This window comes from Mesorhizobium sp. M0870 (assembly GCF_040319775.1).
Lineage (GTDB): Bacteria > Pseudomonadota > Alphaproteobacteria > Rhizobiales > Rhizobiaceae > Mesorhizobium.
The window spans coordinates 23,681-47,143 of record NZ_JAMYOI010000033.1 but is presented as its reverse complement, the minus strand read 5'-3'; the positions used below and the strand labels follow the sequence as shown (position 1 = coordinate 47,143).

The window sequence follows — 23,463 nt, the reverse complement described above, 5'->3', positions numbered from 1 at the left end:
AAGATGTTGCAAAAAAAGATCTGTATGTTGGGCGGGTTCTCTGTTGGAAAGACGAGCCTGGTTCGCAGGTTTGTGAAAAGCATCTTTTCAGAGACCTACTTGACCACGGTGGGAGTGAAAATCGACAAAAAGAGTGTCGCACTCCCGGACAAAACAGTGGATCTGATTTTATGGGATTTGGCCGGCGAAGATGATATCGGCTCATTCCGCGTCAGCCATGTGCGAGGTGCGACAGGCCTCGTGCTTGTCGTCGATGGAACCCGCGCCGCTACCCTTACCGCTGCACTCACGCTGCGCGAGCGGGTCGAGGCTGAATTCGGTGCTATGCCGTTCGTACTGCTTTTCAACAAATCAGATCTGGCCGATCGGTGGGTAATACCAGATAGAGAAATTGACGAACTGAGGCAACGCGGATGGCAAGTCTATCTGACAAGTGCGCTCTCGGGTGAGCATGTCGATGATGCGTTTCTTAAACTCGCTTCGATGGTCACCAAATAGACCATGCAAAGATTGCCAAGAGAGGTCGGAAGCTGGATTTACGATTTCTTCTACAACGAGCGTGCTATTGCGTATGTGAAAATTGACGCCCAGCTGCGGACAGCGGCGAAGGGCGGTAACGTTGAACATTACGGGCTCTCATGCCTTCGCATCGGTAAGCCTGTAGCCGACCAGCTTGAATTCATGGAAGGTTTGCTGCCTTGCCCGGAGCTTCCATTTCATATGCCTATGGTCGAACTGCCCAGCGGGCGTGTCGCGGACCTTCATCTTTTTGCTGATGATGACTGCGTGTGGCTGCTCTTTCTTGATGCCACTGCCGAACGCGACAACAAGCAGCGGCTTCAACAGAAGGCTTATGAAATGACTCTTCTGCAAGAGAGGGAGCGCCAACTCAACGAGAAGTTACATTCGGCCAATGAGGCGTTGAGGAAGAGTCAGGAGGGATTGTCGCGTGAATACCAGCGCGCGGAATCCCTGCTCCTCAACATTCTTCCGGCGTCGATCGCGGAGCGGTTGAAAGCGCAAAAGAAAATTGCCGACAACCACGCGGAGGTGAGTGTGCTTTTTGCCGACATCGTCGGTTTTACCGAAAGAGCGCGCAGCGTCGGAGCGGTGACTACGCTCGCTATCTTGAATTACTTCTTCAAGGCGGCGGATAGGCTCTCGGAACGACACGGCTGCGAAAAGATCAAGACTATCGGCGATTGTGTCATGGTGGTCGCTGGCCTGCCCACCGCGCGATCCGATCATGCACGAGCCCTCACGCACTATGCAGTTGAACTGCGCAAGGCGGTCAAGCGCGAACTCTTCGCAGGAGAACCGATAAGGCTGAGAATTGGAATTCACTCGGGACCGATCGTCGCTGGCGTCATAGGCAAAAGGCGGTTCGCCTATGACCTGTGGGGCGAGACCGTTAATCTCGCCTCACGTATTCAAACGTCCGCGGAGCCCGGTGAAATCCGTATCTCCGATGCAACGCGCCAACTGCTTGGGCCAAAATTTGCTTGCGACCCACTTGAGGAAACGGAATTGCGTGGTGCAGGTCGTGTACGAATGTGGCGGCTCCCAGCCTGATTTCCGGTTGACGATCCTGGAGCGCACTGCATCTCAAGCCGCAAATGATCAACGCAAAGATTTGACCCAACTAGTGACCCTCATTGGGCGACTTGGGGCTGGCTCGCAACGACAGTTACGGCCATCTGGGCCGTTTTCCCCACGCGTGGCGGCATGGCAGGAACTGCTCGCGTCAATCCTGACTATTCGCTGGAATACCGTCGCAAAGTCTTGCCTTACAAGAACCCTGCCGATATCGAACTCACGGTCGACGGGCTCCGCAAGGCCGGAATAGTGCAATGACAAATGAGGGCATGCGGCCCGGATCAGACGCCAAAGGCTCGGCCTATCTTGCGCCATCGGGCGTTTTCACGAACCAGTTTCAGGTCGTCGGTCGTCTCGGCAAAGGTGTGCGAACGGTAGTGCCCGAGCAGGTCAGGAAACAGCCTCCCTGCCGGCAGGCGGGCAACCTGTTCGCGGACCGACATTTTTTCATCGATGACCCGGGTGCCCCAGGCATTTTCCCGAACCTGCAACTCGGCAGCCAGACCGCGCTCTTCCGGCGCGGTTTCATCCAGCGCGGCCAGCAGGATCGAATGGAAAAGCGCTACATAACCGATCTGCCTCAGGCCGCCCACGACCCGCACGCGCGGCAATATGGCAAGAACGAGGAACGTCAGGAACAAGTTCGGCAGCAGCACGCCGTCCAGCAGCGCCTGCTTGAGATGCGCCCGCTCGAACGGGATGGAAAGACCATTCGGCCTTTCAGGCTCGATCAGGTGCCCGTTCTCGAGGACGAGCTTGCGCACGCGCTCCTCGCGAATGCCCCAGAAATAGGCCGTGGCATTGGGCAGGAATCTGCCAAATGGGCTCGATTCGGTCTCTTGCAGGGTACGTTCGAGACGCTGACGCCTTGCGGGCTCAAGGAGCAGCTTGGAAAGAAGGCTGCTGTCATGGTCCAGATGCCGCGCCACGACGGAAGCCGCGAGCCGGTCATCGATGAACACCGGCCGAGCCATGCCGGAACGATCCCAATCGGCGACCAGATCCTCGTTGAGTTCTGTCAGTGCATCGGCGGCGGTTCCAAACACCTTGTCCTGGCTGGCGAGCAGTGTGCCCAGCCAGCGGCTGGCATCCGTTTCGTCGCCCACCGCTTCGAGCGCCCGCTTGTTGAGGGTGACCGGGCCGGCCGCGCAGGCGCTTTTGCGGCATAGTTTGTGGCGCCCCATGCCAAACAAGTTGACCTTGTCGTCGCCGACATCGAGCCATCCCGGCCCCTCCCGGCCAATTGTCTCCATGGTCATCGTCGTTCCCATGAAGCCGACGAAGGCCGACAGCCCGTTTTCGACCGCGCCGAGCCAGGCAAACAGGAGGGCATCGAAGGTGATCCGGTCCATCAGAAGCAGGCAGTGGAGGCCGGACTGAATCACCGGTCTGTGGTCGAATTCTTCAAGGGCCTTGCCGACCTCTTCAGGCTGCATGATCAAATCAAGGCGCTGATGCAGTATATCAAGCAGGATCGAACGGGCAGCGATCGCCGGACTCGATGCAGGCCTTGCCACCGGCCGCCACAGATGGCGGGCGTATTCGGAAACCGGTGCATTCCAGTTCTGCTCGATGTCACGCACGACTTCCGGGCAGAGCAGTGATAGCACTGCCAGAACATCCACCGGAGCCTTAAGGGTCGGATCAAAGTCCGTGGTCATCAGAACCGCAGCCGGGCCATGCTCAGAAGGTCGTGATACCGCCCTTCGGTAAAGCCGGCCTTCACATGCCGGCCTTCGACCTCGAAGCCGTGGCTTGTGTAGAGGCGGATGGCCGGTTCATTGTCGGCATAGACGGTCAATTCGACTCGCTTCAGGGCGCGCCAGTTGTCGGCCACGTCAAGCAGCGCGCCAAGTATGGCAGAGCCGATACCCTTGCCGACAAAGCCATCGTCAAGGCCGATATTGATCTCACCGATGTGCGAACGGCGCGGCGAACCCTGCACGACCAGGCTGCCATGGCCGACGACCTTGCCGTCCAGCTCGGCAACGATCCAGGTGGTTTCCTGGCCGGACTTGGCGATACGCCGTTCTACCTGCTCCACCATCTCGAATGGCATCCTGAGCGTGCCCCAGCGGAAGCCCGGCATGTTGAAGATGGCGCAAAGCGCCTCCGCATCGCTTGGCCGAATGGCCCGGAGTTGCGGCTGGATTTTCTTTGGGAATGGCGAGGTCGTGCTGGTCATGGCTTTCCCGGCAAAGGCAATGGGCCCGGCACGATGCACCGGACATCATCTGAAAATCCAGCCATCTCATCATCCTATGATGCCGATTGCGCGCTGAAGTACCAGGAGACGGCGTAGAGTTTGAAGATGCCGCTGATTCCGATCCAGCCGAAAAGGGCGAGCCAGCACAATGTTCCCGTCGCCGTCCAGTCGATCCGGTGCACTGCGGCCTCGGTGATGACAAGGCCAAGGATGGCAAACAAGCCGACCAGAAACTGCGCCAGACCGAGCACCAGCAGCTCTTCGCGCGGCGCGCTTTTCCTGACGAGATATGTGCCGCCCGCTCCGGCGAGGAAGATGGCGCTGTAGACCTGAGCGTGGAAGGCGTCGATCGGCCACGGCCAGAAGCCGCCGAATGTCAGGGGAAACAGCAACAGACCGACGCCATAGAGCCCGAGGATCACCATTTCCATCGACATGTAGCCGCGCCATGCAGAGTTTAAGGTCACGCCCTTTGCGGAAGGACGGCCCCTGGCCCGCCAAAGGAACGATCCGGATACCGCGACCGAAGCAAGATAGACCAAGAACCAGAGCCAGGGCGCTTTGCGCTCGAAGTTGAAATAGCCGAGACTGAAGAACGAAGCCGCCGACACGATGACGGTGAAGATGAAGGCCATGACAAGCACGAGCCTGCCTGGCGACCAGCGGTTCCAGACCAGCAGCGCCGCCATCACGACCATTTCGGCGGTGTAGAAGCCGCCGAGGAAGCGGGCATTGAACGGCGTGACGGCCCAGGGCCAGCGCGGCTTGACCAGCGCAGGCGCGAAAAACAGGCCGGCGCCGACGATCAGGACGATGATGACCCCCGCCGAGAAAAGCCGCAGGGCCGCGGGAAATGGCGGGTTGCCGGGTGTCGGCGCGGGAGAAAGTCCCAAAGATGAATACCCCATGGACTCACCATAGTGCCGCTTGCGATCGGTGAAAATCCCGACGGAAATTGAACCGTCGCGCGGGCTTTGCCATTCGAATGGCCGTACGATCCGTTTCGAAGTAAGATGGAGCGCTCGGAACAAAGACCGGTTCCGGTGAACCACCTAGGGGGCGCATTTTCCGGAGCCTGCACGATGACCGAAATTCAGGATCTGTTCTCGCTTTTGCGGCAATCAACCGATGTCGATCTCCAGGCAATCGACGCGATCCGGCGGACCATCGCGGAAGGCAAGGATTATGAACTTTGCCGCATCAATGTGCCGGCTTTCGCCAGCAAGCATGGCCTCGACGAGGAACGCGCCATAAGCGCCTTCCTCCATGCGGCGCGGGTGGGCATCTTCGACATTTCATGGAATGTTCTGTGCCCCGGCTGTGGCGGCGTGCTCGACACCAACGCTACGCTGAAAACCCTGCAGAAGGACGAATACACCTGCGCGCTATGCTCCGAAGGCTATTCGCCGACCCTTGATGAGATGGTCGAGGTGACATTCACCGTCAGCCCTCGCGTGCGCAGGATTGCCGCCCACAATCCACACGAACTGCCGTTGGTGGAATATTTTCGCCAGATTTACTGGGGATCCGGCGTCGATCTGCCGGAAGAGGATCTGGCGAAAAACATAGGAGCGTTCTCGCTGGAGGATATCGAGCTGGCGCCGGGTGAAAAGGCCGTCCTGCTTATACAGCTTCCGCCCGAATTCATCATCGTCTTCGAGCCGGTCACCCATTCAGCGCAGTTCATCGACGCGAAGGGCAAACCAACAAAAGAGCGGCGAAGCCTGTCTTTGGCTTTCGACCGCGACCATGTCCAGAACCAGACACTGGAAATGCTACCCGGTCCGCTGCGTATTTCGCTGGAAAACAGGACCGACACCCGCGTGCTGCCGGCAGTCTTCATCGCCGGCGAGGCATTGCATAATCTCCTGGGCAAACGCCGGCCTTTTCTGACCGCCAAGCGCCTGCTCACCAACCAGACGTTCCGCGACCTCTATCGTACGGATACGCTCGACATCAACCAGCGCCTGAAGATCACCAGCCTCACCTTCCTGTTCACCGACCTGCGCGGATCGACCGCGCTTTACGAGCGGGTGGGCGACCTTTCAGCCTTCGATCTCGTGCACGTGCATTTCCAGGTTCTGCACGAGATCGTCGCGGCGGAGGCAGGCGCGGTGGTGAAGACCATCGGTGATGCGGTGATGGCGACATTCGCGACGCCTGATCGCGCGATGGCTGCGGCCCTCAGGATGCGTGATGCCATGCGTGCGCTCAATGACAGAAGCGGGCGCGAGGATCTGCTGCTCAAGATCGGTGTCCATGCCGGCCCCTGCATCGCCGTGTCCATGAACGAGCGACAGGACTATTTCGGCCAGACGGTCAACATTGCTTCACGGGTCCAGAACCTGGCCAACGCACAGGCTATCTTCGCCACCCGTGCAGTGGTCGACGACAATCTCACCGCCGATCTGTTGCGCAGGAACGCTCTGACGCCCGTGCTTCACGAAGTCTCGCTGCGCGGCATCGAGCGGGAGATAGCGGTGTATACAATCCCCTGAGCAATTGGGCCGTCCAGAGCAATTCCAAGGAAGTGTAAACGGTTTTCGGGAAAAGCGCCTAGCACTTTCCCTTGGAATTGCGGTAGAGCATCGTTTGCGTGAAAAGATGAGGGCTCTCGGCCGCTCACACGCGCTTGCAGAGGAAATAACGATCGGCGGGCTCTGAAGTCGGCGCCGGGAGGCGTTGCAGCAGCGGGTGATCGAGCGGCGTGCCACTGACCGCGAAGCCGCCGACGCGAAGCAGGCTCGCAATCAGATCGGGAAGCCAGGTAGCAGTCACTGCATCGCGATCGTCATAGCCGGTGCCGATGTCGGCATGAACAAGGGCGGCTTCGATGCCAATGAACTTGCGGGCCGTCTCGCGTATTTCGCCGAGCACGAGGTTTTCGGCTTCGGGAATTGAGCTGGCATGTGCACCGACTTCGCGGTCGAACACCACGATCCGGCGCCCGGGCAGGCGCTCGCGCAGATGGTGGAACGTCCGTCCGTTGCCGAGGCCGAGCTCGAGCACAAGCCCCTCCATCTTCGCCACCTCGACGCAGACTTGGTCGAGAATGTCGCGCTGTGCGGTCATCCTGCTGATGAAATTCTCAAGGCGACTCATATGCTTTGTGTGTCCTGAACCAGCTCAAGATCGGCAATGCCTCCGACACGAACTGTTCACGGGTGTATCCCGAAGGCGTAGTGCCAAACTCGATCACGTGTCGGAACATATAGAGGCGGACGATGAACACTGCAACAACCGTACAGGCAGCCGGCAAGGATCATACCGGGTGGAATAGGCGGCACGGCGCGCGGCAAAATAACGACCTCACTTGTAGGGATCTGCGGCGTCCCGCAAGCCGTCACCGAGGAAGTTAAACGCCATGATGACGAGAATGACGGGGAGCATCGGCAGGAGAAGCCATGGATAGAACGCGATCACGCTGACGCTGCGCGCCTCGGTGAGCAGGATTCCCCAGCTGGTTATCGGCGCCCTCAGGCCGAGCCCGAGGAAGCTCAGCGCCGTCTCGCCCAGGATCATGCCAGGAATCGAGAGCGTCGCCGTCGCGATCAGATGCGACATGAAGCCGGGAATGAGATGCCGCCTAATGATGCGGCTGCTTCCGGCGCCCATCAACTGCGCGGCGAGAACGTAATCTTCCTCGCGCAAGGCCAGAAGCTTTGAACGCACGGCCCGCGCCAGTCCGGTCCAGTCGAGCACTCCGAGGATGACGGTGATGCCGAAATAGATCAGGATTGGGCTCCAGGTTATCGGCATGATCGCCGCCAGGGCCAACCATAGCGGAATGCTGGGAATCGATTGCAGAACTTCGATTATTCGTTGAACGATCAGGTCGAAGATACCGCCGTGATAACCGGCCAGTCCGCCGATGACGATGCCCAGCAGGAAGCTGAAACTGATGCCGACGAGGCCGATTGTCAGTGAAATGCGTGCGCCATAGATCATGCGCGAGAGCACGTCGCGCCCCAGCCGGTCGGTGCCCGCCAGGAAAAGCTGACCGTTTTCGGCAGCGCAGACAAAATGCCTGTCACCTTCGATCAGGCCCCAGAACCGGTAACGATCGGCCTTGCAGAAGAAACGGAGCCGCTGAACATCGTCCTGGTTGTCGATGTAGTTCCGCTTGAGCGTGTCCATGTCCAGCGTCATCTGGCGGCCATAGACGAACGGCCCGACGAACTGGCCGTTGTGGAACAGGTGCACCTGCTGCGGCGGCGAATAGATGTAGTCCATGTTGCGCGTGTGCAGGTTGTAGGGCGCCAGGAACTCGCAGATTAATATCCCGAAATAAAGCACTACCAGGAATATGCCGGATACAAGGGCGAGCCGGTGCAAGCGGAATTTCCACCACATCAGCCGCAACTGCGACGCCTGAAAGACCTTCGACTGCTCCACCGTCATCGCCTCGACCGACTGCAGGTCAAAGGGCGCGCTGGAAACATAGTGTTCTAGTGGAGCACTCGGAGCGGGGAGCGGCGAATCCGTTTTCATTTGGTGCTGCCGCCCTGCAAACGAATTCGTGGATCCAGCAGCGCCAGCGCCAGGTCGGAAATCAGGACGCCGATAACCGTCAGGAAGGCGAGGAACATCAGGAACGACCCCGCCAGATACATGTCCTGGCTTTGCAGCGCCTTGATCAGCATTGGCCCGGTCGTTTCCAAAGACAGCACGATCGCGGTGATTTCGGCGCCGGAGATGATGGCCGGCAGGATGGAGCCGATGTCGGAAATAAAGAAATTGAGCGCCATGCGCAGCGGATATTTGACCAGCGCCCTGAACGGATGAAGACCTTTGGCGCGCGCGGTCACCACATATTGCTTGTGTAGCTCATCGAGCAGATTGGCGCGCAGCCGCCGGATCATGCTTGCCGTGCCGCCGGTGCCGATGATCAAGACCGGGATCCAGAGATGGGAGAGTATCGACTTCGCCTTGGCCCAGCTCATCGGCTCGCTGAGATATTGCGGGTCCATGAGATGGCCGATGGACGTGCCGAACCAGATGTTGGCGAAATACATCAGGATCAGCGCCAGCATGAAGTTCGGAATGGCAAGGCCTAGGAGGCCAAAAAAGGTTAGGCCGTAATCGCCCCAACTGTATTGATGCGTCGCGGAGTACATGCCGATCGGAAAGGCGATGAGCCAAGTGAAGATGATCGTGACGAAGGAAACCAGCACAGTCAGCCACATTCGGTCCCCGACGACGTCGCGAACCGGCAACTCATACTCGAAGGAATAGCCGAAATCGCCGTGCAGCATCCCGCCGACCCAATAGAAGTAACGAATGATCGGCGGCTTGTCGAAACCATATTCCTTGCGCATCATCTCGATGCGATCGGAATCCACCCCTTCGCCCTGTGCCCGAAGCTCGGCGACATAGCTGTCGAAATAGTCGCCGGGGGGAAGTTCGATGATCGTGAACACCAGCGCTGATATCACCAGCAGCGTTGGAACCATCACAGTAATGCGCCAGACAATATATCGAAGCACGCTCAGGACTCTCCAAGCCAGAATGTATCCGGCATGTAGACACCGAAATAGGCGGTCGGATCGTAGCCGAAGAGCGCCTTGTCAGGCAGATTGCGCAGCCGTGAGGACACCAGAATCGGCTGATGCGTTCCGTTCACGGTCCCGATCGAAAACACCTGATCGGTGTAGATCGACAGCATCGAATTCCAGATTTCGGCGCGCTCTGTCGCTTCGGTCGATGCGTTCCAGCGCTTGAGCAAAACCATTAACTCGATCACTGCAGGAAGATCGGGCGCCTCGCCCATCTTGCCATGAGACAAGTAGTGAGCACCCCAGAGCGGCCATTGCAGCTGATCGTCGATTGTGGGGGCCAACTGACTCGGGTTCATGTCGGCGGTCGGCACGCCATTGTCGATGCCCGACCACATCGACATCATGATCTGGCCGCCAAGCGCGCGGCTGCGGAAGATGTCGCGCTGCGAAGTCCGGATGAACAGGGCGATGCCGATCTTTCGCCAGTGATCGGTGATGAGTTCGAGCGCGTCGGTTTCCAGCGTGCTTTCGCCGGCGGTTTCCACGATGATCTGGGCAGAGCGTCCATCGGGAAGTATCCGCAGGCCGTCATCGTCACGTGCCAGAAGCCCGACCTCGTCGAGCAGCGCGTTGGCCTGGTCGGGATCATGGGCAACCCAAGCTTTAGCGAATTCCGGCCGGTAGAGCGGGCTCTCGGACAAAACCGTATCGGCGCTTTCCTGCGCCAATCCGTAGAACACGGCCATATTGATCTCGCGCCTGTCCACGGCGAGCGAAAGTGCGCGGCGCACGCGCACGTCACGCAGAAGGCCACGCCACACCTGGTCGGCACAATTCAGATTCGGCAGCAGCGCCAGCCGAGAACCCTGTGTGCGTTTCCACAGGTGCATCTTCACCGGATAGCGCTTCTCCGCGTCCTTCAGGAAGGAGTAATCGCTGAAGTCAATTCCCATGCATTGCAGGTCGCTCTCGCCCGCCCCGGTCTTCGCGGAGATGATCGCCGATGAGCTGACATTCATGATGATTCGGTCAACATAGGGCAGTTGCCGGCCGTTCTCGTCTGTCCGATGAAAGAAGGGGTTGCGCTCGAAGATGAATTGCTCGGCCGGCGGCTTGGTTCGGTTCTGCCAGGGGTCGAGCGTCGGCAGTTCCGGGTTCTCCGGGCGATATTGCCGCGACATACGGATATGCAGGAGCGTCCATTTCTGGGTCCGGTTCTCCTTCATCAGGCCGGCGAGCCGGAATGGATCCTGATATTTCTTGTGGAACTGCTTGAGATAGGCGGATGGCAGAACAAGCGATATCGGCGAAGCGGCAGCGAGCTTGGGCAGGAAGTCGGGATTGGGCGCATCCCAACTATAGCGCACCGTCAACGGATCGACGATCTCGAAGCGTGGCGGCTTGCCGTCCGCCATCAGGGTCGGGGCGAGCCCGCCTTGCGAAAGCTCATCGTTCAGCCAGACATCTTCCCAACAATAGCGAAAATCCTCCGGCGTCAGCAGGCTGCCGTCGGACCATTTGTGTCCTTCCCGTATCTTGAACGTGAAGATGCGATCATCCGCGACGTCGAAATTTTCGAGAATGTCGGCCTGCAAGCTAAGCTTTTCGTCGTAGCCGACCAGGCGAGAATATCCGTAAATCGTCATCATCCGGATATCTTTCTGGCTGCCGATGATCGTACGCAGCGTGCCGCCATATTGGCCCGGCTGCCGGCCCATCGTGGCGAGATTCAAGGCGCGCGGGCTCTTGGGCAGGCGCTCGGTGAGTGCTGGCAGCGCCCTGGCCGTCAGCTGCGGCCGAAGAAATTCCGGCTCCAGGTCGCCAGCGCGCGACGTGCCCGGCAGGAGTGCCGAAGCCATCACGCCAAGGACGGTGCGACGGCTGATCAATGGCGTAACTCGCTGACATCGGCCGAACGTCGGGCCAGCACGAGGTGGCCGCCGCCAAGATCGAGCGGCGCCAGGACATCCTCGTCGCCTTCTTCGCGGAATTGTGGTCCCCATGCGCTGGTGTCAGAAGCGCCGCCGAGCTTCAGCGTCTTGAAATCCATCGGCCGGTCGAGATCGGGGAAAGGTACCGCGGCGACCAGGGAGCGCGTGTAGGGGTGGATTGGTTTCCTGAGCAGAATTTCGCGCGGCGCAAGCTCGACGATACGCCCGCCGCACATCACCGCGATGCGGTCTGCCATGTAGTCCACCACCGCCAGATTGTGGGATATGAACAGGTAGGTCAGGCCCAGTTCTTTTTGCAGGTCCTTCAGAAGATTCAGGATCTGCGCCTGGACAGAGACATCGAGCGCCGAAACCGGCTCGTCGCAGATCAGGAGTTCAGGCCCCAGCGCCAATGCGCGCGCGATCCCGATGCGCTGACGCTGCCCGCCGGAGAAACTGTGCGGATAACGCTTGATGAAGCGCGGATCGAGCCCGATTGCCTGCATCAGGCTCTTGACCGTGGCGAGTCGGGACGCCGCATTGCCACGCTCATGGATCTCCAGCGGCTCGCTCAAGATGTTCTCCACCGTCATGCGAGGTGAAAGCGACGAAACCGGGTCCTGGAAGACCATCTGGATTTTCGCGCGCAATATGCGCAGGGCATCTCCCTCTGCGCCCAGGACGTCGGTCGGTCCATCGCGGCCGTTGAAGATCACAGAACCGCCGCTGGGGGTAATGGCCCGCATGAGGATCTTGCTGACGGTTGTTTTGCCACAGCCGCTTTCGCCGACCAGACCCAGACACTCACCCCGCCTGATGTCGAAGCTCACGCCGTCCACGGCGCGAACAGAGGATTGATGACCCCCGCTGAACCATCCTGACTTGCGGATGGTGAAGGTCTTAGTCAGATCCCTTACCGACAGCAGGATGTCGTCTGGCCCCTTCGATGCCGGGGCAGTCTGCTTGCCGAGCAGGTTCCCGACATTCACCGGCACCTCGCGGAGCGCCTTTAGCCTTTCACCGGGCTTCAGGTCGAAATGCGGAACGGCTGCCATTAGGCCCTTCAGGTAAGGGTGGCCCGGCCGGCGGAATATCGCCTCGACAGGCCCCATTTCCATGATCTCGCCATGGTACATGACCACCACCTCGTCGGCGACATTGGCGACCACGCCGAGGTCGTGCGTGATCAGCAGCATCGCCATGTTCAGCTTGGTCTGAAGCCCGCGCAGCAATTGCAGGATTTGCGCCTGGATGGTGACGTCCAACGCCGTCGTCGGCTCGTCGGCGATCAACAAAGCAGGCCGGCAGATAAGCGCCATGGCGATCATGGCGCGTTGCCGCAATCCTCCCGAAAGTTCAAATGGATACATGTCGTAGGCGCGCTTGGGATTGGGGAAGCCGACAAGGCCGAGCATTTCCTCGGTCCGCGCCTTGCGCTCCGCCCGAGCCATAGGCGTATGAATCTGCAAGGATTCGCTGACCTGGTTGCCGATCGTGTGCAGCGGCGAGAGCGATGTCATTGGCTCCTGAAAGATTTTGCCGATGCGGCTGCCTCTCAACGCCCGGATTTCGGTTCCGTCACGCTGCATCTGCAGGATGTCTTGCGTCGTGCCAGGCTTTTCAGGATCAGAAAACAGGATACGGCCGCGAACGTGGGCCGTATTCGGCAAAATGCCCATCACTGCCTGGCTGAGAACCGATTTTCCGGAACCGGACTCGCCCACAAGCGCGGTAACCTTGCCGGGCAGGACGCGGAGATTTGCGCGTCTGACGGCATGCAACGGTCCCCCGATCATGGCAAAAGAGATGCCAAGATCCTCGATCCGCAGCAGATCAATGCCCGAATTCATCCTCACACCAGCCCCACTCTGGCAGTCTGCCGGGCGGCAGACCCAAAAAGCGAGACTAGCGTATTGCCAGCCTAGAGCAACTTGGATTCGAATCGAATTCCGCGACGGAACCGGCGACCGGGCTGCACACCAAGGCTTTCGGACCGGATCGTGTCGGTTACTGGAGCTTCCTCCGGTCGCTTGCCGACAACCGCGCGGCATCGCGATGAAGCAGCATGACCTGCTCGGCGTCCGATATCCGGTCCTGAATCGGCGCAGCGTCTTCATCGAGCGCGAGAGCACCCGACAAATCGGGTGAAAGCACCGTCAGCTTCTGCTTGATACCCGCCAGTTCCTCCGTGCCGAGCGTCAGCCAACTGTTGTCGCCGCAATAGCTGGCGAAGTCCTTGCTGGCGAGAACGCTGTGCGGATATTTCTTGGTCAGGGTCTGGAGACGCTGGACCTCGTTTACAGCCGAGCCGAAGACAGAGAATGTCAGCCGGTCGGTAAGTCCGACGTTGCCGAACATCACATTGCCGACATGCAGGCCGATACCAAACTTTATGTCGCCCAACCCCTGCTCCTTTCTGCGCAGATTGAGCTCCATCATGCGCGCGCTGGCCTTGTGCGCTGCCGCAAGAGCAGCCTGGCAGGCGATCTCGGACTGCGAGCGATGCCTTTCGCAGGGGTAGACGGCGATGAAGCCATCCCCCAGGAAACTCATGATCTGCCCGCCTTTGCGATTGAAAGGTGCAGCGATGGCATCGAAAAACTGGTTCAGCGTATCGATGTAGATTTCGCGACCGGAGGTTTCGGCAAGCCTTGTCGACCCCCGCATATCGCCCATGACCAGTGCGGCCCGGATTGTGTCACCCTCGCCGCGCTTGATCTGGCCGTCCAGCACACGTCTGCCGGCGTCGCCGCCAAGATAAGTGGTCATCATGTTGTCGGCGAGCTTGGTGAGCACCGCCATCTTGGTGGCGATAGCGAGATAGTTCTGGATCCGCAATAGCGCCGAAATCATGCCGTCGCTGAAGCCAGACGCACTGTCGGTCGACCACGACCCCATCATGCCCTGGCTGGTATCGCCGTTGAAGGGATGCACGAATGCCATGTAATCGGTGACGCCCATACGCCTGAGGTCGTCGAAAACAGGAAACTCCGACCGCACCGACGGGTCAAGCCGGCGCCGCAGGTGGTCGAGCTTGTTGCTGAGCAGATGGTAGTATGGGCTGGTCAGGAATCTGTCGGAATGAACGCCGTTCTCACTGCGGAAGCCTTCCACTTCCAGGCCCTGGCCGCGAAGCCAGGTAAAACCAAGCGCGTCATAGAGCGGATGAAGCATCGAAAAGCTCAAATGCACCCGCTTCAGCGGCAGGCCGGCAGCAGCCAACCGTTCACAAAAGCCCTTTACCAATGTTTCCAGGTCGTTGCCCGCCAGCGCCGATTGGCTCAGCCAGTCGGCAACTTTATCCATGAGAATGGTGGAAACTTCTGCTTGCGCTGTGCTCATGCTATCTCAAACCCGTCGAAGACGAGCCATCTCCTTTGATCCGCCACACAAGTGAAGGCAGTGAAGCCGGCTTCGGCGACGAAAGCCGGCGAAGAATTTCCTAAATAACTCCTTGCAGGAAGGAAGCAGGCGTAAACAGCATCTATCACCTGGAACCCTATGTGGCGAGGCTTCCGGCGGAGTGCAATCTCGATCCTGACATCGGGCAAAGAATTCGCCGTCTCAGACATCGTCGGGCCTTCACCACCACTGTCTCTTGGACCAGCCCGAGGCGGCCAAAATCATTGCGTGTGTCGACGACCAGAGGAGCGTGATCAGCGATCGCCTGATAGTCGATCGCGTCGTGGTAGGTTGCCACGACGACAGCATCGAATCCTTCGGGGATCCTCTCCGGCTCCCGGTGTTTCGTCAGCGGTGTCGGAACGCAGATTATGATGGCATCGCAGACGGCTAGTTCGGCAAATCCGCAGTGGTGCGGAACCGCCCGGCCGGCACGGCTGTCGACGTCACTGCCTCAATTAGGATTGGCCGTTGGCTCAGGCATCGACCTTCCGGGCTTCGATGTCGAAGCCGGAAACCGGGAACCCGGCGCGTGCGATCGCAACCGACAGCGGCAACCCGACATAGCTCGGTCCGATCACGCCGACTTGCGCGACGCACCTCGAAATCCGGTTCAGAAGACGGTCATATGTTGATCGTTAGGCGTCCAAAAATCTGCTTTCCCGTCAATTCGGACAGGCTACCCGCTCCCATGGCGCGGCTCACCGGTGCCAAGAACCATGAGTGAGGGCATATTGCGGAAACAAGCAGTCAGCAGACCGGCGCCTTCGCCTTCAGGCTTGCGGCAGCCATCGCGTAGCCGCCGGCGGCGCCATCGATGAAATGAACATGATCGCGCTGCAGCGGCGAGATGACGAGGCAGGTCATCAAGGCCGACTTCTGGCGGTGCAGGCCATAATTGCAGATGCCCGCCTCTTCCGCCTGCTTCAGCCGGTCTTGGATCCGATGCAGCACATCCGCGTCAACGTCGATGGTCATCTTCAAGCCGTCGTCGAACTTTCGGAAATCCGAATTGCTGGCCACCTCGCGTTTGTAGACCTTCGGATCGAAACGGCCAATCGTCCAGCCAAATCGATCGGTTACAGCCGTAAGCGTCATCAGGAACACGATCCACAGCTTCGACCGCCACCGCCATCCTGCCGTGGCCATCGCCCGCGCCTCGACATCCAGGCCGGCGGGCAGCAGACTGTAGCCCGGGCCGTCCACCGGCACCGGGTGGCCATTGCGCTCCTGCCTGCCGGCGAGGGCGATGATGTCGGAAGCCAGAAACTGAAACCCGCGCAAGTCGCGCGACGCCCCCGGTGTGGCTATGATCGAGACGATTTCGCCATGCCGTGCTTCGATCGGGTTCCAACGGCAGGAAAGGCCGGTCAGATCCGGCCGCGCGCCGACCGGCGCAGGATCGATGCGGTAGCGCCCCGCTTTCATCTCAGCTTCCGCCCAACTGCCGCCACCGCCGGCGAACATGGCATAGAAGGCCGCTTCGGAGGCCTGGAACCTCGCCACGCGAACGTCGAGGCCCTGCGCCCTTATGTCCCCTATCGGCACGATCGCGGCGCGCAAGGTCAGGCCCAGTTCGTCCGCCACCCATCTTTGGACGGCCGCCAGCGCGTTGCGGGCGATCTCCAGCGCCGAGCCGGGAAACGCCACGAGTGCGCCGTCGCCGCCGAAGACAAAGGGGAGATCTTGCCGACCCAGCGCATTGAGCAGCGCCGAAATGACGCTTGCGCCGGCCATATTGACGGTTTTATAGCGCCCCGCCTCGATCGCCTTGGTCGAGCCGACAATGTCGGCAGTGGCCAGCGCCCAGCCATCGGGGAGGGGCCGATAGTTATCGATATCGGCAACGCTTTCGAACTTTGCGAAGACAGGCAAAGAAGCGACAAACGGGTCGGACGCGACAGCTGGTTCCATGGCCATTAGATAGCACATTCCACGGCTTGAAGGTGAAGTCGATTACGCTTCGAAATTGACTTGCGCAGGCTTTCCGATGATAGGTCGCGCGATGCGAATTGCCTTCTACGCGCCGCTGAAGTCACCCAATCATCCCGTTGTCTCCGGCGACCGCCAGATGGCACGGATGCTTGTCAAAGCGCTGGAGTACGGAGGGCATAGCGTCGAATTGGCATCTGAGTTGCGCTTCTATCTACGCCAGCCGGAGTCGAAAAGTTTCGAGGCACTCAAGATCGAGGCCGCAGAGGAAGCCGCGCGGCTGACCAAGCTTTGGGATCGTGACGGCAAGCCCGATCTCTGGTTCACCTACCATCCCTATTACAAGGCGCCCGACTTGATCGGGCCGGAGCTGGCGTCGGCCTTTGCTGTCCCCTATGTGACAGCGGAAGCCTCCTATTCCAGGCGACGCAATGCCGGCTTGTGGGCCGATAGCCAAGCATTGGTGGCGCGAGCCATCGAACAAGCGGCTCTGAACATCTGCTTCACCCAAAGGGATCGTCAGGGACTGGCGGATGCTATTCCCAAGGCCGCTTTCGGTATGCTTTCGCCCTTCATCGACATATCGGCATTCCGGGAAATCCCGGCACGGGGTTGTCCGACGCGCCTCGTTACCGTCGCCATGATGCGCCCGGGCGACAAACTGGGCAGCTATCGCATGCTGGCGCAAGCGCTCGGCTTGATCGGCCATATGCCCTGGACCATGTCGGTCGTCGGAGACGGGCCAGCTCGCGACGAGGTCGAAGCGCAATTCGCCGGCTTGCCCGCCGATCGTATCGAATGGATCGGCTCGATCGAGCCTGCCGCCGTGCCGGATGTCCTTTACACCGGGGGAATCTATGTCTGGCCGGGTTATGGCGAGGCCTACGGCGTTGCCTATCTTGAAGCACAGGCCGCCGGCCTTCCGGTGGTGGCCCAGGACATCGCCGGCGTGCCGGAGGTCGTGCGGGATGGCCAGACCGGGTTTCTCACCCCGCCGGGCGATGTCGCGGCGTTCGCTTCCGCCATTGAAAGGCTTCTGGCCCGGGACGACGAAAGAACCATCATGGCCGCGGAAGCCCGGCGTTTCGTTCTCGAAGAACGTTCCCTCGGTGGCGCAGCTGCGCGTCTGGCCGAACTTATTGCGAAGGTCCCGGTCTCATGACGTCCGATCCGATCTGGCAGCCCTTGGTGGAAGAGCTGGCGCGCCTGCAACGGGCGGGCCGAAAGGCGGAGTTCTGGCTGCGCGACGACGACGCCGTGTATCCGACGCCTGCGCTTGATCGGCTGCTCGACCTCACCGGTGAATTCGCGGTTCCGGTCACTCTGGCCGTCATTCCGGCCCTGACCGACGCGAAGCTTGTCGCCCGGCTCGACGAGGCCCCGCATGCCACGGTCGCCATCCATGGCTGGGCGCACCGGACTCATGCGCCCGAGGACCAGAAAAAGCAGGAGCTCGGCGCGCATCGGCCACGCGAGGCGGTGCTCGATGATCTGGCTCGCGGACTGTCGCGAGTAACCGGCCTGCACGGCGCACGTGCCGTTCCGATGCTGGTGCCGCCCTGGAACAGGATCGACGCCGGCGTGGTATCCGACCTTGGATCGATAGGTTTTGCGGCCTTGTCAGTCTATGGGCCGCCGAAGCCGGCTTCATTGGCGGTCATCAACAGCAATGTCGACATCATGGATTGGCATGGCACGCGCGGCTGCCGCGATCATGGTGTATTGGTCCAGGCTATCATCGCACACTTGCAGCATGCATCCGACGGCGAGCCGATCGGCCTGCTCACCCACCATCTTGTACATGATGAATCGGCCTGGCTTTTCCTCGAACGATTGTTGACAGTCACCGCACAGGCTGAACCCTGTGCATGGCTTCCGATCAGGACATTGATCGGGCGCCACGCGGGTAAAGGAAAATAGCTCAGCGCTTTCTGTGCGATGAGACCGGGAACTTGAGCATCTGGCCATCCCGCGCGGCAAAAGCGCCGGCAAACCTGTCCTTGGCCAGCTTCTCCATCTCGTCCAGTTGCTCGTCGGTGCGTGTCGGATCGTGGTGAAACAGTGCAAGCGCCCGTGCACCGGCCGCCTCACAGAGCTTGACGCCCTGTTGCCATGTCGAGTGACCGTTACCGCGGCGGCGTTCCATTTCCTTCTCGGTGTAGGTGCAATCGTAAATGACGAGGTCGGCATCTTCGATCAGGTCGAGCACCGACTGATCGAGTTTGTCCGGCTCGTGCTCGGTGTCGGTGATCACCGCCACGACGCGGCCGCCCCATTCGATCCGGTAGCCTATGCAGCCTCCCGGATGGGTGAGACTGCCGGTCCGAACCACCACCCCTTCGCGCGGCCGAAGCACGTCTCCGGATACGAAATCGCGGCAGTCGAGATTTGCCTTGCAGACGTTCATTTTCACCGGAAACCACGGCGGCCGTATGAACTCATCGATAATCTGCCGGGTCGTCATGCGTCCTGCAAGATGCCCGGACCAAAGCGTAAGCTTGACGCTCGGGTCGAAGATAGGCGCAAAAGCCGGCAGCCCGATGATGTGATCGTAATGGCAATGGGTGAAAAGCAGGTCGAAATCGGTCACATCCGACGCCTGAAGCGCCCTGCCGGCAGGCCGCAGGCCAGAGCCTGCGTCGAACAGAAGCGTATGCTTGCCGCATCGCATCTCAATGCAGATTGTGTTGCCGCCATAGCGAGCGAATTCTGGCCCGGATACAGCAATGCTGCCGCGCACGCCCCAAAATCTGACCAGGAAAAAATCGTCGTCCATGCTACCTTTCGCCCATCATAGCTCTAGGCGCTTCGTGCGTCGATCAGATCCGCGGTCGTATGGCTTAGCCGATCGGCAAGAACCCGCAATATCTCGATGGTCATTTCCGGGAACTCCTTCATAAGCCTCAGGAAATGATCCTTGCGGATTCTCAAGGCCTCCAGATCACTTGCCGCGCTGACGGTGGCAGTGCGGGAGCTGTTGCACAATATGGCGATCTCGCCGACAATCGAATTTGGCAGCAGTTCGGCAACTTTCATCGGCCCGCTGTCGGAATCGACCAGAATATCCGCCCTGCCTGAAAGGATGACATAGGCAGCGTCTGCCTCGTCGCCCTGCCGGAAAAGAATCTGGCCGGCGCTGTAATTCACGCGATCGGATGTGAACGCGAGCAGCTTGAGCTTTGCCGGCTCAATGCCAGAGAACAAGGGAACGCGTTGAAGCATTCCAACTTCATCCTTGAGCAGCATTGTCGCAAACCTTCCTAAATTCGCGTCTGCCAGACTATGACAGAAGTTCCTTGAAGATACCGTTCTCTGCCAAAAGTGTCTCGTGTGTACCGTCTTCCACCAATTGACCCGAGTCAAAGACGATAACGCGATCGAACATCATCGCCATTGCCGGACTCGTCACGACCCACACAATTGCCGGCGAATGGCCGTCGCGTCTGGCTTCCTCGAGCACGTTTCGCAGCACCTTGTCCTGAATGCGCTGGTCGAGCGCCGACAGCGGCCGGTTGAGAATGAGAAAATCGGGACGCTTGAGCAGAGCCCGGGCAACATCGAGCTTCTGTCGCTGTCCGCCGGTCAGCCGCCTTCCACCGGCGCCGACGTTGAAGTCCAGGCCGACATCCAGAAGCTCGGCATAGAGCCCCAGCTCGTCAAGAATGTCATAGACGATGGAGCGTATGCGGTCCGGGGCGTCGGGATGGTTGTTTCCCACACGGCCGAATAGGACATTGTCCATGACGGTGGCCGCGGCAATGTATTTGGCAGGATCATACCGTTCGATCGCGTTGTGCAGTTCGGGCGGCAGGTTTTCATAGAACTGGTTGCGTGCGGCGACGATCTTGCTCATCAACTCGTCGGTCAGCAGGCCGAAGCGGTGCCGGGGCTCGATATAGGCAAAGCTCAAGGTGATGATCATGGCGCGGTCGGCCTCCGAAACCGCCTCGTAGGGGCGGTTCTTGAGCCGCTGCAGCAAGGTCTCGTAGGCGGGGATCTCCTCGGCGCTCATGAAGGCGAGCTGCTGGAAGAACTGGTGATCTGGCGGCAGGTCGGCAAACAGCTCGATGGCCTGTTCGGCGATCTCCATGCCCATCTCGTAGAGCGTGCTGTCGAGGCCGGCCTGCTTCAGCACGGAAGCAAAGTAGGGATTGGCCGCCAGAGCCTTGTCGGCCAGTTCGGGGCCGGCGGCGGCGCCGAAAAGCAAGTTCTGGCCGATCGTCGCTTCCGTGTTGTAAGCGCCCGGCTCGAAAGGAACCACCAGTTCGCGCAGCCCTTCCTGTTCCAGCCGGGTTCGCAGCGCTGCACGCAGTTCGACGATCCGCCCGGCGAGCTTCGTGTGACGCGTGAGGTCGGCCGAACAGCGCAAGCCAAGATCCAGTATGTCGCGCGACAGAAGAACCGCGTCGAGCACCCGGCGCACCGCTTCAAAGAGGTCGTGCGGGCCGGTAGCACCGGCGGAAGCATAGTCGATCCAGTCGCTATGGACGTCGAAATCCGGATTGCCCGACCGGCGCGCCTCGTCCATGTTCCAGCGCTGCTGGTCTGCCGCGGCGCCGTCATAAGTCACCGATGTCAGCGGTGCATGCTTCAACCCGTAGAGCAGGTTATCGCGCAGGCTTGCTTGGAACAGGAAAACATCCGACGAGGCGTAAGACATGCGCCGGCCGGTCACGGCTTCGGGGAGTTCAAGCAGGTCATCGGCGCCCGAAGCGACCTTTCCACTCTCTGGCCAGTTCAGACGCGCGAAGGCTTCTGCTAGCGCCTCCGCTCCGCCTGTCGGGGTGCTGACCAGCGCCACCGTCTCAGCCGGCTTGACCTGCATGGAGACACGGTTGAGGAGCATTGCACCGCCATCGTCTGCCATGGAGAGACCGACCGCCGACAGCGGGTTTGTCATCGGACCGCGATCGTCGATCGTCAGTGCCGCGATTCCCGGCGCAATGATATCCTCGACGGTGAACTGTTCAACGACCTGCTGATATTTGACCTGGACATCCTGCCGATCCTGATCCCAGTCGATCAGTTCCTTCATCGGTCCGGGCAGGTCCTTGTAGGCTCCGATCACCGCCACGAGTTGGCCGACGTCCAGCCGGCCCCCGATGACCAGATACCCGCCGATCATGTAGAACAGAAAGGGCGTGAGCTGTGCGAGAAAATTGTTGAGGAACTTTACCATGAATTTCCATTGGTAAAGATCGAAGCGGATCTTGAAGATGAGCCCTAGCCTAGCAGCTATGTCGGCGCGCTCGTAGTTCGACGTATCGTGGACGTGAACCGCGCCGATGCCGTCAACGATTTCGCCAACCCGGCCAGAAAGCGCGCGCGCCGTCAACTGCCGTTGGCGCCCAAGCACGAGCAGCCGCCGCCGCATCCGCGGGATGAGTACGATCTGGATGATCACGATCACCACCGCTATCATTCCGAGCCAGACGTTCTGGACCATGATGAACAGCATGGCCGTCAGCGCCTGGCCGCCGAGCAGCACCGGCTGCAGGAAGGCATCGCCGATAAAGCCGCCCAGCGGCTCCACCTCATCCTTCACCATGGTCGCCACTTCGGCGGATTTCACCCGCTTGAAGTAAATCGGCGGAAACCGCAGCACACGATCGATCAGATCGAAGCGAATACGCCGCAGCATGCGTTCGCCGAGGCGGCCCTTGTAGGTGTTGATGTAGAGTTTGAACAGGCCGTTGATGACGACCAGCAAGAGGAACACAAGGCTCAGGGCAAGCAGCGTCTCCTTGCGGTCAAGCTGAAAACCGGAGAAGAACTGGACCTCGCCAATGAACGGCAGGTTATAGTGCAATCTCATGAAGGGCAGGGTCGTGCCGGGTTGCTCGAACCCCTTCCCCTGGATCGGGCCGTTGACGATCAGCTTCGGCAGGTCGAAGGACATGAAATATGGGATCATCGAAAGCAGGACGATCATCAATATCCAGATCTGCTGCTTCCGGGTGTGCGTCCAGATATAGCGGGCTAGGCTGGGTTCCATATGCGACTGTCAGTTTGGAGGATGCAGGCGGTGAAAGCACCTGCTGGCAAACGATGTATCGGCAATGTCTTCGCGGATGGACGCCGCTGGTCGGGACAGACGCAATCGGCCCCCTTCGCCACCGTGCAACGGCGAAACGGCTGGCGGCATCGTCTTATCCGCAAGTCGAACAGGCTCGCGTGAGGCAATATTGCGTTGTGTCGCCCGAAATCCCAACATAGAGGACGAATATGATGGATGTCACACAAGCACGCAATGCCGGCGGGCACGAACAAGCCTTGGATCTCGCCCGGGGAATTGCCGCCTATGTCGACCACCCTCTCGTCGCCGGGCTGGCGCGCGTCATCGCCAAGCATCCGACGGCCGACATCGCCAACGCCTTCAACCACAAGCAGGTCGCTTGCAAGATGTGGGCGCTCGACGAGCTGTTTGGAAGCTGCGGCGGCCGGTTCGGGCGTATATGGGTGCTGGGTGGATGGTACGGCGTATTGCCGGCAATGCTTTTCAACGACGCCCGTTTCGACATTGCGGCGATCGACAGCATCGACATCGATCCGGAAGTCGGGCCGGTCGCCCGGACCCTCAACCGGGAAGCCGGCGACCGCTTCCGGGCGCTGACGGAAGATATGTACGCACTCGACTATGCCGCCGGGCGGCCCGACCTAGTGGTCAATACGAGCTGCGAACACATAGCCGAGCTGGGTGCCTGGCTGGCCCTGCTTCCGCGGGGCACGAATGTGCTGCTGCAATCGAACGATTACTTCAGCGAGCCGACGCACATCAACTGCGTGGCTTCGCTTGCAGCCTTCGAAGCAATGGCGGCGCTACGGGAGATCAGGTTCTCCGGCGAACTGCCGACAAAAAAATATACGCGCTTCATGCTGATTGGAACTGTTTGAAGCG

General features: G+C 60.0%; 20 protein-coding genes. 6 read left to right on the top strand and 14 right to left on the bottom strand.

The window, feature by feature from the left end; genetic code table 11:
- Nucleotides 1-3 precede the first annotated feature (3 nt).
- Nucleotides 4-498 (top strand): Rab family GTPase, encoded by a 495-nt coding sequence (locus NKH97_RS28420; RefSeq protein ID WP_023809564.1) that lies wholly within the window; start codon nucleotides 4-6, stop codon nucleotides 496-498.
- 3 nt (nucleotides 499-501) lie between these two features.
- A complete protein-coding gene (locus NKH97_RS28415; RefSeq protein WP_023809563.1) occupies nucleotides 502-1,572 on the top strand; it encodes an adenylate/guanylate cyclase domain-containing protein in 1,071 nt (356 codons plus the stop codon).
- Nucleotides 1,573-1,877: 305 nt separating this feature from the next.
- Here the strand turns inward: NKH97_RS28415 and NKH97_RS28410 are convergent, their stop codons facing one another.
- From NKH97_RS28410 to NKH97_RS28400, 3 genes are all read right to left on the bottom strand, one after another.
- On the bottom strand, nucleotides 1,878-3,257 hold the full coding sequence (locus NKH97_RS28410) for a hypothetical protein (RefSeq protein ID WP_352799218.1): 1,380 nt from the start codon (nucleotides 3,255-3,257) through the stop codon (nucleotides 1,878-1,880).
- Nucleotides 3,257-3,781, bottom strand: a complete 525-nt coding sequence (locus NKH97_RS28405; protein ID WP_023809560.1) for a GNAT family N-acetyltransferase — start codon at nucleotides 3,779-3,781, stop codon at nucleotides 3,257-3,259. The genes NKH97_RS28410 and NKH97_RS28405 overlap by 1 nt, the downstream gene beginning before the upstream one ends.
- Before the next feature lie 74 nt (nucleotides 3,782-3,855).
- A complete protein-coding gene (locus NKH97_RS28400; RefSeq protein WP_023809559.1) occupies nucleotides 3,856-4,695 on the bottom strand; it encodes a hypothetical protein in 840 nt (279 codons plus the stop codon).
- Nucleotides 4,696-4,884: 189 nt separating this feature from the next.
- Here NKH97_RS28400 and NKH97_RS28395 point away from each other — a divergent pair, with 189 nt between their 5' ends.
- The gene (locus NKH97_RS28395; RefSeq protein ID WP_023809558.1) at nucleotides 4,885-6,300 is read left to right on the top strand and encodes an adenylate/guanylate cyclase domain-containing protein; all 1,416 of its coding nucleotides are present in this window, start codon (nucleotides 4,885-4,887) and stop codon (nucleotides 6,298-6,300) included.
- A 124-nt stretch (nucleotides 6,301-6,424) separates the two neighbouring features.
- Here the strand turns inward: NKH97_RS28395 and NKH97_RS28390 are convergent, their stop codons facing one another.
- The 8 genes from NKH97_RS28390 to NKH97_RS28355 form a co-directional block, all read right to left on the bottom strand.
- Nucleotides 6,425-6,904 carry a class I SAM-dependent methyltransferase gene (locus tag NKH97_RS28390; RefSeq protein WP_023809557.1) on the bottom strand — a complete coding sequence of 160 codons (480 nt, stop codon included), beginning with the start codon at nucleotides 6,902-6,904 and terminating at the stop codon, nucleotides 6,425-6,427.
- A 207-nt stretch (nucleotides 6,905-7,111) separates the two neighbouring features.
- Nucleotides 7,112-8,293 (bottom strand): ABC transporter permease, encoded by a 1,182-nt coding sequence (locus NKH97_RS28385; protein WP_031212616.1) that lies wholly within the window; start codon nucleotides 8,291-8,293, stop codon nucleotides 7,112-7,114.
- Nucleotides 8,290-9,288, bottom strand: a complete 999-nt coding sequence (locus NKH97_RS28380; protein ID WP_023809555.1) for an ABC transporter permease — start codon at nucleotides 9,286-9,288, stop codon at nucleotides 8,290-8,292. Before NKH97_RS28380 ends, NKH97_RS28385 begins: the two co-directional genes overlap by 4 nt.
- 2 nt (nucleotides 9,289-9,290) lie before the next feature.
- Nucleotides 9,291-11,189, bottom strand: coding sequence for an ABC transporter substrate-binding protein (locus NKH97_RS28375; protein ID WP_023809554.1), 1,899 nt, complete (start codon nucleotides 11,187-11,189; stop codon nucleotides 9,291-9,293).
- Entirely contained in the window at nucleotides 11,186-13,081 is a 1,896-nt protein-coding gene (locus tag NKH97_RS28370) for an ABC transporter ATP-binding protein (RefSeq protein WP_023809553.1), read from the bottom strand. The genes NKH97_RS28375 and NKH97_RS28370 overlap by 4 nt, the downstream gene beginning before the upstream one ends.
- A 157-nt stretch (nucleotides 13,082-13,238) precedes the next feature.
- Nucleotides 13,239-14,573, bottom strand: coding sequence for an adenylate/guanylate cyclase domain-containing protein (locus tag NKH97_RS28365; RefSeq protein ID WP_352442503.1), 1,335 nt, complete (start codon nucleotides 14,571-14,573; stop codon nucleotides 13,239-13,241).
- 536 nt (nucleotides 14,574-15,109) lie between these two features.
- Nucleotides 15,110-15,214: a hypothetical protein gene (locus NKH97_RS28360; protein WP_023809549.1), complete on the bottom strand. Its 105-nt coding sequence runs from the start codon at nucleotides 15,212-15,214 to the stop codon at nucleotides 15,110-15,112.
- 169 nt (nucleotides 15,215-15,383) lie between these two features.
- Complete coding sequence (locus NKH97_RS28355; protein WP_352442504.1) at nucleotides 15,384-16,565, bottom strand: DUF3095 domain-containing protein; 1,182 nt, start codon at nucleotides 16,563-16,565, stop codon at nucleotides 15,384-15,386.
- 73 nt (nucleotides 16,566-16,638) lie between these two features.
- Here NKH97_RS28355 and NKH97_RS28350 point away from each other — a divergent pair, with 73 nt between their 5' ends.
- Both NKH97_RS28350 and NKH97_RS28345 read left to right on the top strand, forming a co-directional pair.
- Complete coding sequence (locus NKH97_RS28350; RefSeq protein ID WP_023809547.1) at nucleotides 16,639-17,727, top strand: glycosyltransferase family 4 protein; 1,089 nt, start codon at nucleotides 16,639-16,641, stop codon at nucleotides 17,725-17,727.
- Nucleotides 17,724-18,485: a polysaccharide deacetylase family protein gene (locus NKH97_RS28345; protein ID WP_023809546.1), complete on the top strand. Its 762-nt coding sequence runs from the start codon at nucleotides 17,724-17,726 to the stop codon at nucleotides 18,483-18,485. Before NKH97_RS28350 ends, NKH97_RS28345 begins: the two co-directional genes overlap by 4 nt.
- Nucleotide 18,486: 1 nt before the next feature.
- Here the strand turns inward: NKH97_RS28345 and NKH97_RS28340 are convergent, their stop codons facing one another.
- The 3 genes from NKH97_RS28340 to NKH97_RS28330 are packed head-to-tail and all read right to left on the bottom strand — an operon-like array spanning nucleotide 18,487 to nucleotide 22,560.
- Nucleotides 18,487-19,341: an MBL fold metallo-hydrolase gene (locus tag NKH97_RS28340; RefSeq protein WP_127320283.1), complete on the bottom strand. Its 855-nt coding sequence runs from the start codon at nucleotides 19,339-19,341 to the stop codon at nucleotides 18,487-18,489.
- A gap of 23 nt (nucleotides 19,342-19,364) precedes the next feature.
- Nucleotides 19,365-19,811 (bottom strand): cyclic nucleotide-binding domain-containing protein, encoded by a 447-nt coding sequence (locus tag NKH97_RS28335; RefSeq protein ID WP_031212612.1) that lies wholly within the window; start codon nucleotides 19,809-19,811, stop codon nucleotides 19,365-19,367.
- Between the two features lie 34 nt (nucleotides 19,812-19,845).
- Complete coding sequence (locus tag NKH97_RS28330) at nucleotides 19,846-22,560, bottom strand: ABC transporter transmembrane domain-containing protein (protein ID WP_352799217.1); 2,715 nt, start codon at nucleotides 22,558-22,560, stop codon at nucleotides 19,846-19,848.
- 233 nt (nucleotides 22,561-22,793) lie between these two features.
- On the opposite strand from NKH97_RS28330, the gene NKH97_RS28325 reads away from it, so the two are divergent.
- On the top strand, nucleotides 22,794-23,459 hold the full coding sequence (locus NKH97_RS28325; RefSeq protein WP_081734794.1) for a class I SAM-dependent methyltransferase: 666 nt from the start codon (nucleotides 22,794-22,796) through the stop codon (nucleotides 23,457-23,459).
- The last annotated feature ends 4 nt before the right edge of the window (nucleotides 23,460-23,463 follow it).

Excerpts from the sequence above, each read along its gene's own strand:
- NKH97_RS28390 (WP_023809557.1), bottom strand. The coding sequence starts at position 6,904 with ATGAGTCGCCTTGAGAATTTCATCAGCAGGATGACCGCACAGCGCGAC.
- NKH97_RS28365 (WP_352442503.1), bottom strand. The coding sequence starts at position 14,573 with ATGAGCACAGCGCAAGCAGAAGTTTCCACCATTCTCATGGATAAAGTT.
- NKH97_RS28420 (WP_023809564.1), top strand. The coding sequence starts at position 4 with ATGTTGCAAAAAAAGATCTGTATGTTGGGCGGGTTCTCTGTTGGAAAG.
- NKH97_RS28345 (WP_023809546.1), top strand. The coding sequence starts at position 17,724 with ATGACGTCCGATCCGATCTGGCAGCCCTTGGTGGAAGAGCTGGCGCGC.
- NKH97_RS28385 (WP_031212616.1), bottom strand. The coding sequence starts at position 8,293 with ATGAAAACGGATTCGCCGCTCCCCGCTCCGAGTGCTCCACTAGAACAC.
- NKH97_RS28325 (WP_081734794.1), top strand. The coding sequence starts at position 22,794 with ATGGATGTCACACAAGCACGCAATGCCGGCGGGCACGAACAAGCCTTG.
- NKH97_RS28350 (WP_023809547.1), top strand. The coding sequence starts at position 16,639 with ATGCGAATTGCCTTCTACGCGCCGCTGAAGTCACCCAATCATCCCGTT.
- NKH97_RS28340 (WP_127320283.1), bottom strand. The coding sequence starts at position 19,341 with ATGGACGACGATTTTTTCCTGGTCAGATTTTGGGGCGTGCGCGGCAGC.
- NKH97_RS28335 (WP_031212612.1), bottom strand. The coding sequence starts at position 19,811 with ATGCTGCTCAAGGATGAAGTTGGAATGCTTCAACGCGTTCCCTTGTTC.
- NKH97_RS28355 (WP_352442504.1), bottom strand. The coding sequence starts at position 16,565 with ATGTGCTATCTAATGGCCATGGAACCAGCTGTCGCGTCCGACCCGTTT.
- NKH97_RS28330 (WP_352799217.1), bottom strand. The coding sequence starts at position 22,560 with ATGGAACCCAGCCTAGCCCGCTATATCTGGACGCACACCCGGAAGCAG.
- NKH97_RS28410 (WP_352799218.1), bottom strand. The coding sequence starts at position 3,257 with ATGACCACGGACTTTGATCCGACCCTTAAGGCTCCGGTGGATGTTCTG.
- NKH97_RS28395 (WP_023809558.1), top strand. The coding sequence starts at position 4,885 with ATGACCGAAATTCAGGATCTGTTCTCGCTTTTGCGGCAATCAACCGAT.
- NKH97_RS28415 (WP_023809563.1), top strand. The coding sequence starts at position 502 with ATGCAAAGATTGCCAAGAGAGGTCGGAAGCTGGATTTACGATTTCTTC.
- NKH97_RS28370 (WP_023809553.1), bottom strand. The coding sequence starts at position 13,081 with ATGAATTCGGGCATTGATCTGCTGCGGATCGAGGATCTTGGCATCTCT.
- NKH97_RS28405 (WP_023809560.1), bottom strand. The coding sequence starts at position 3,781 with ATGACCAGCACGACCTCGCCATTCCCAAAGAAAATCCAGCCGCAACTC.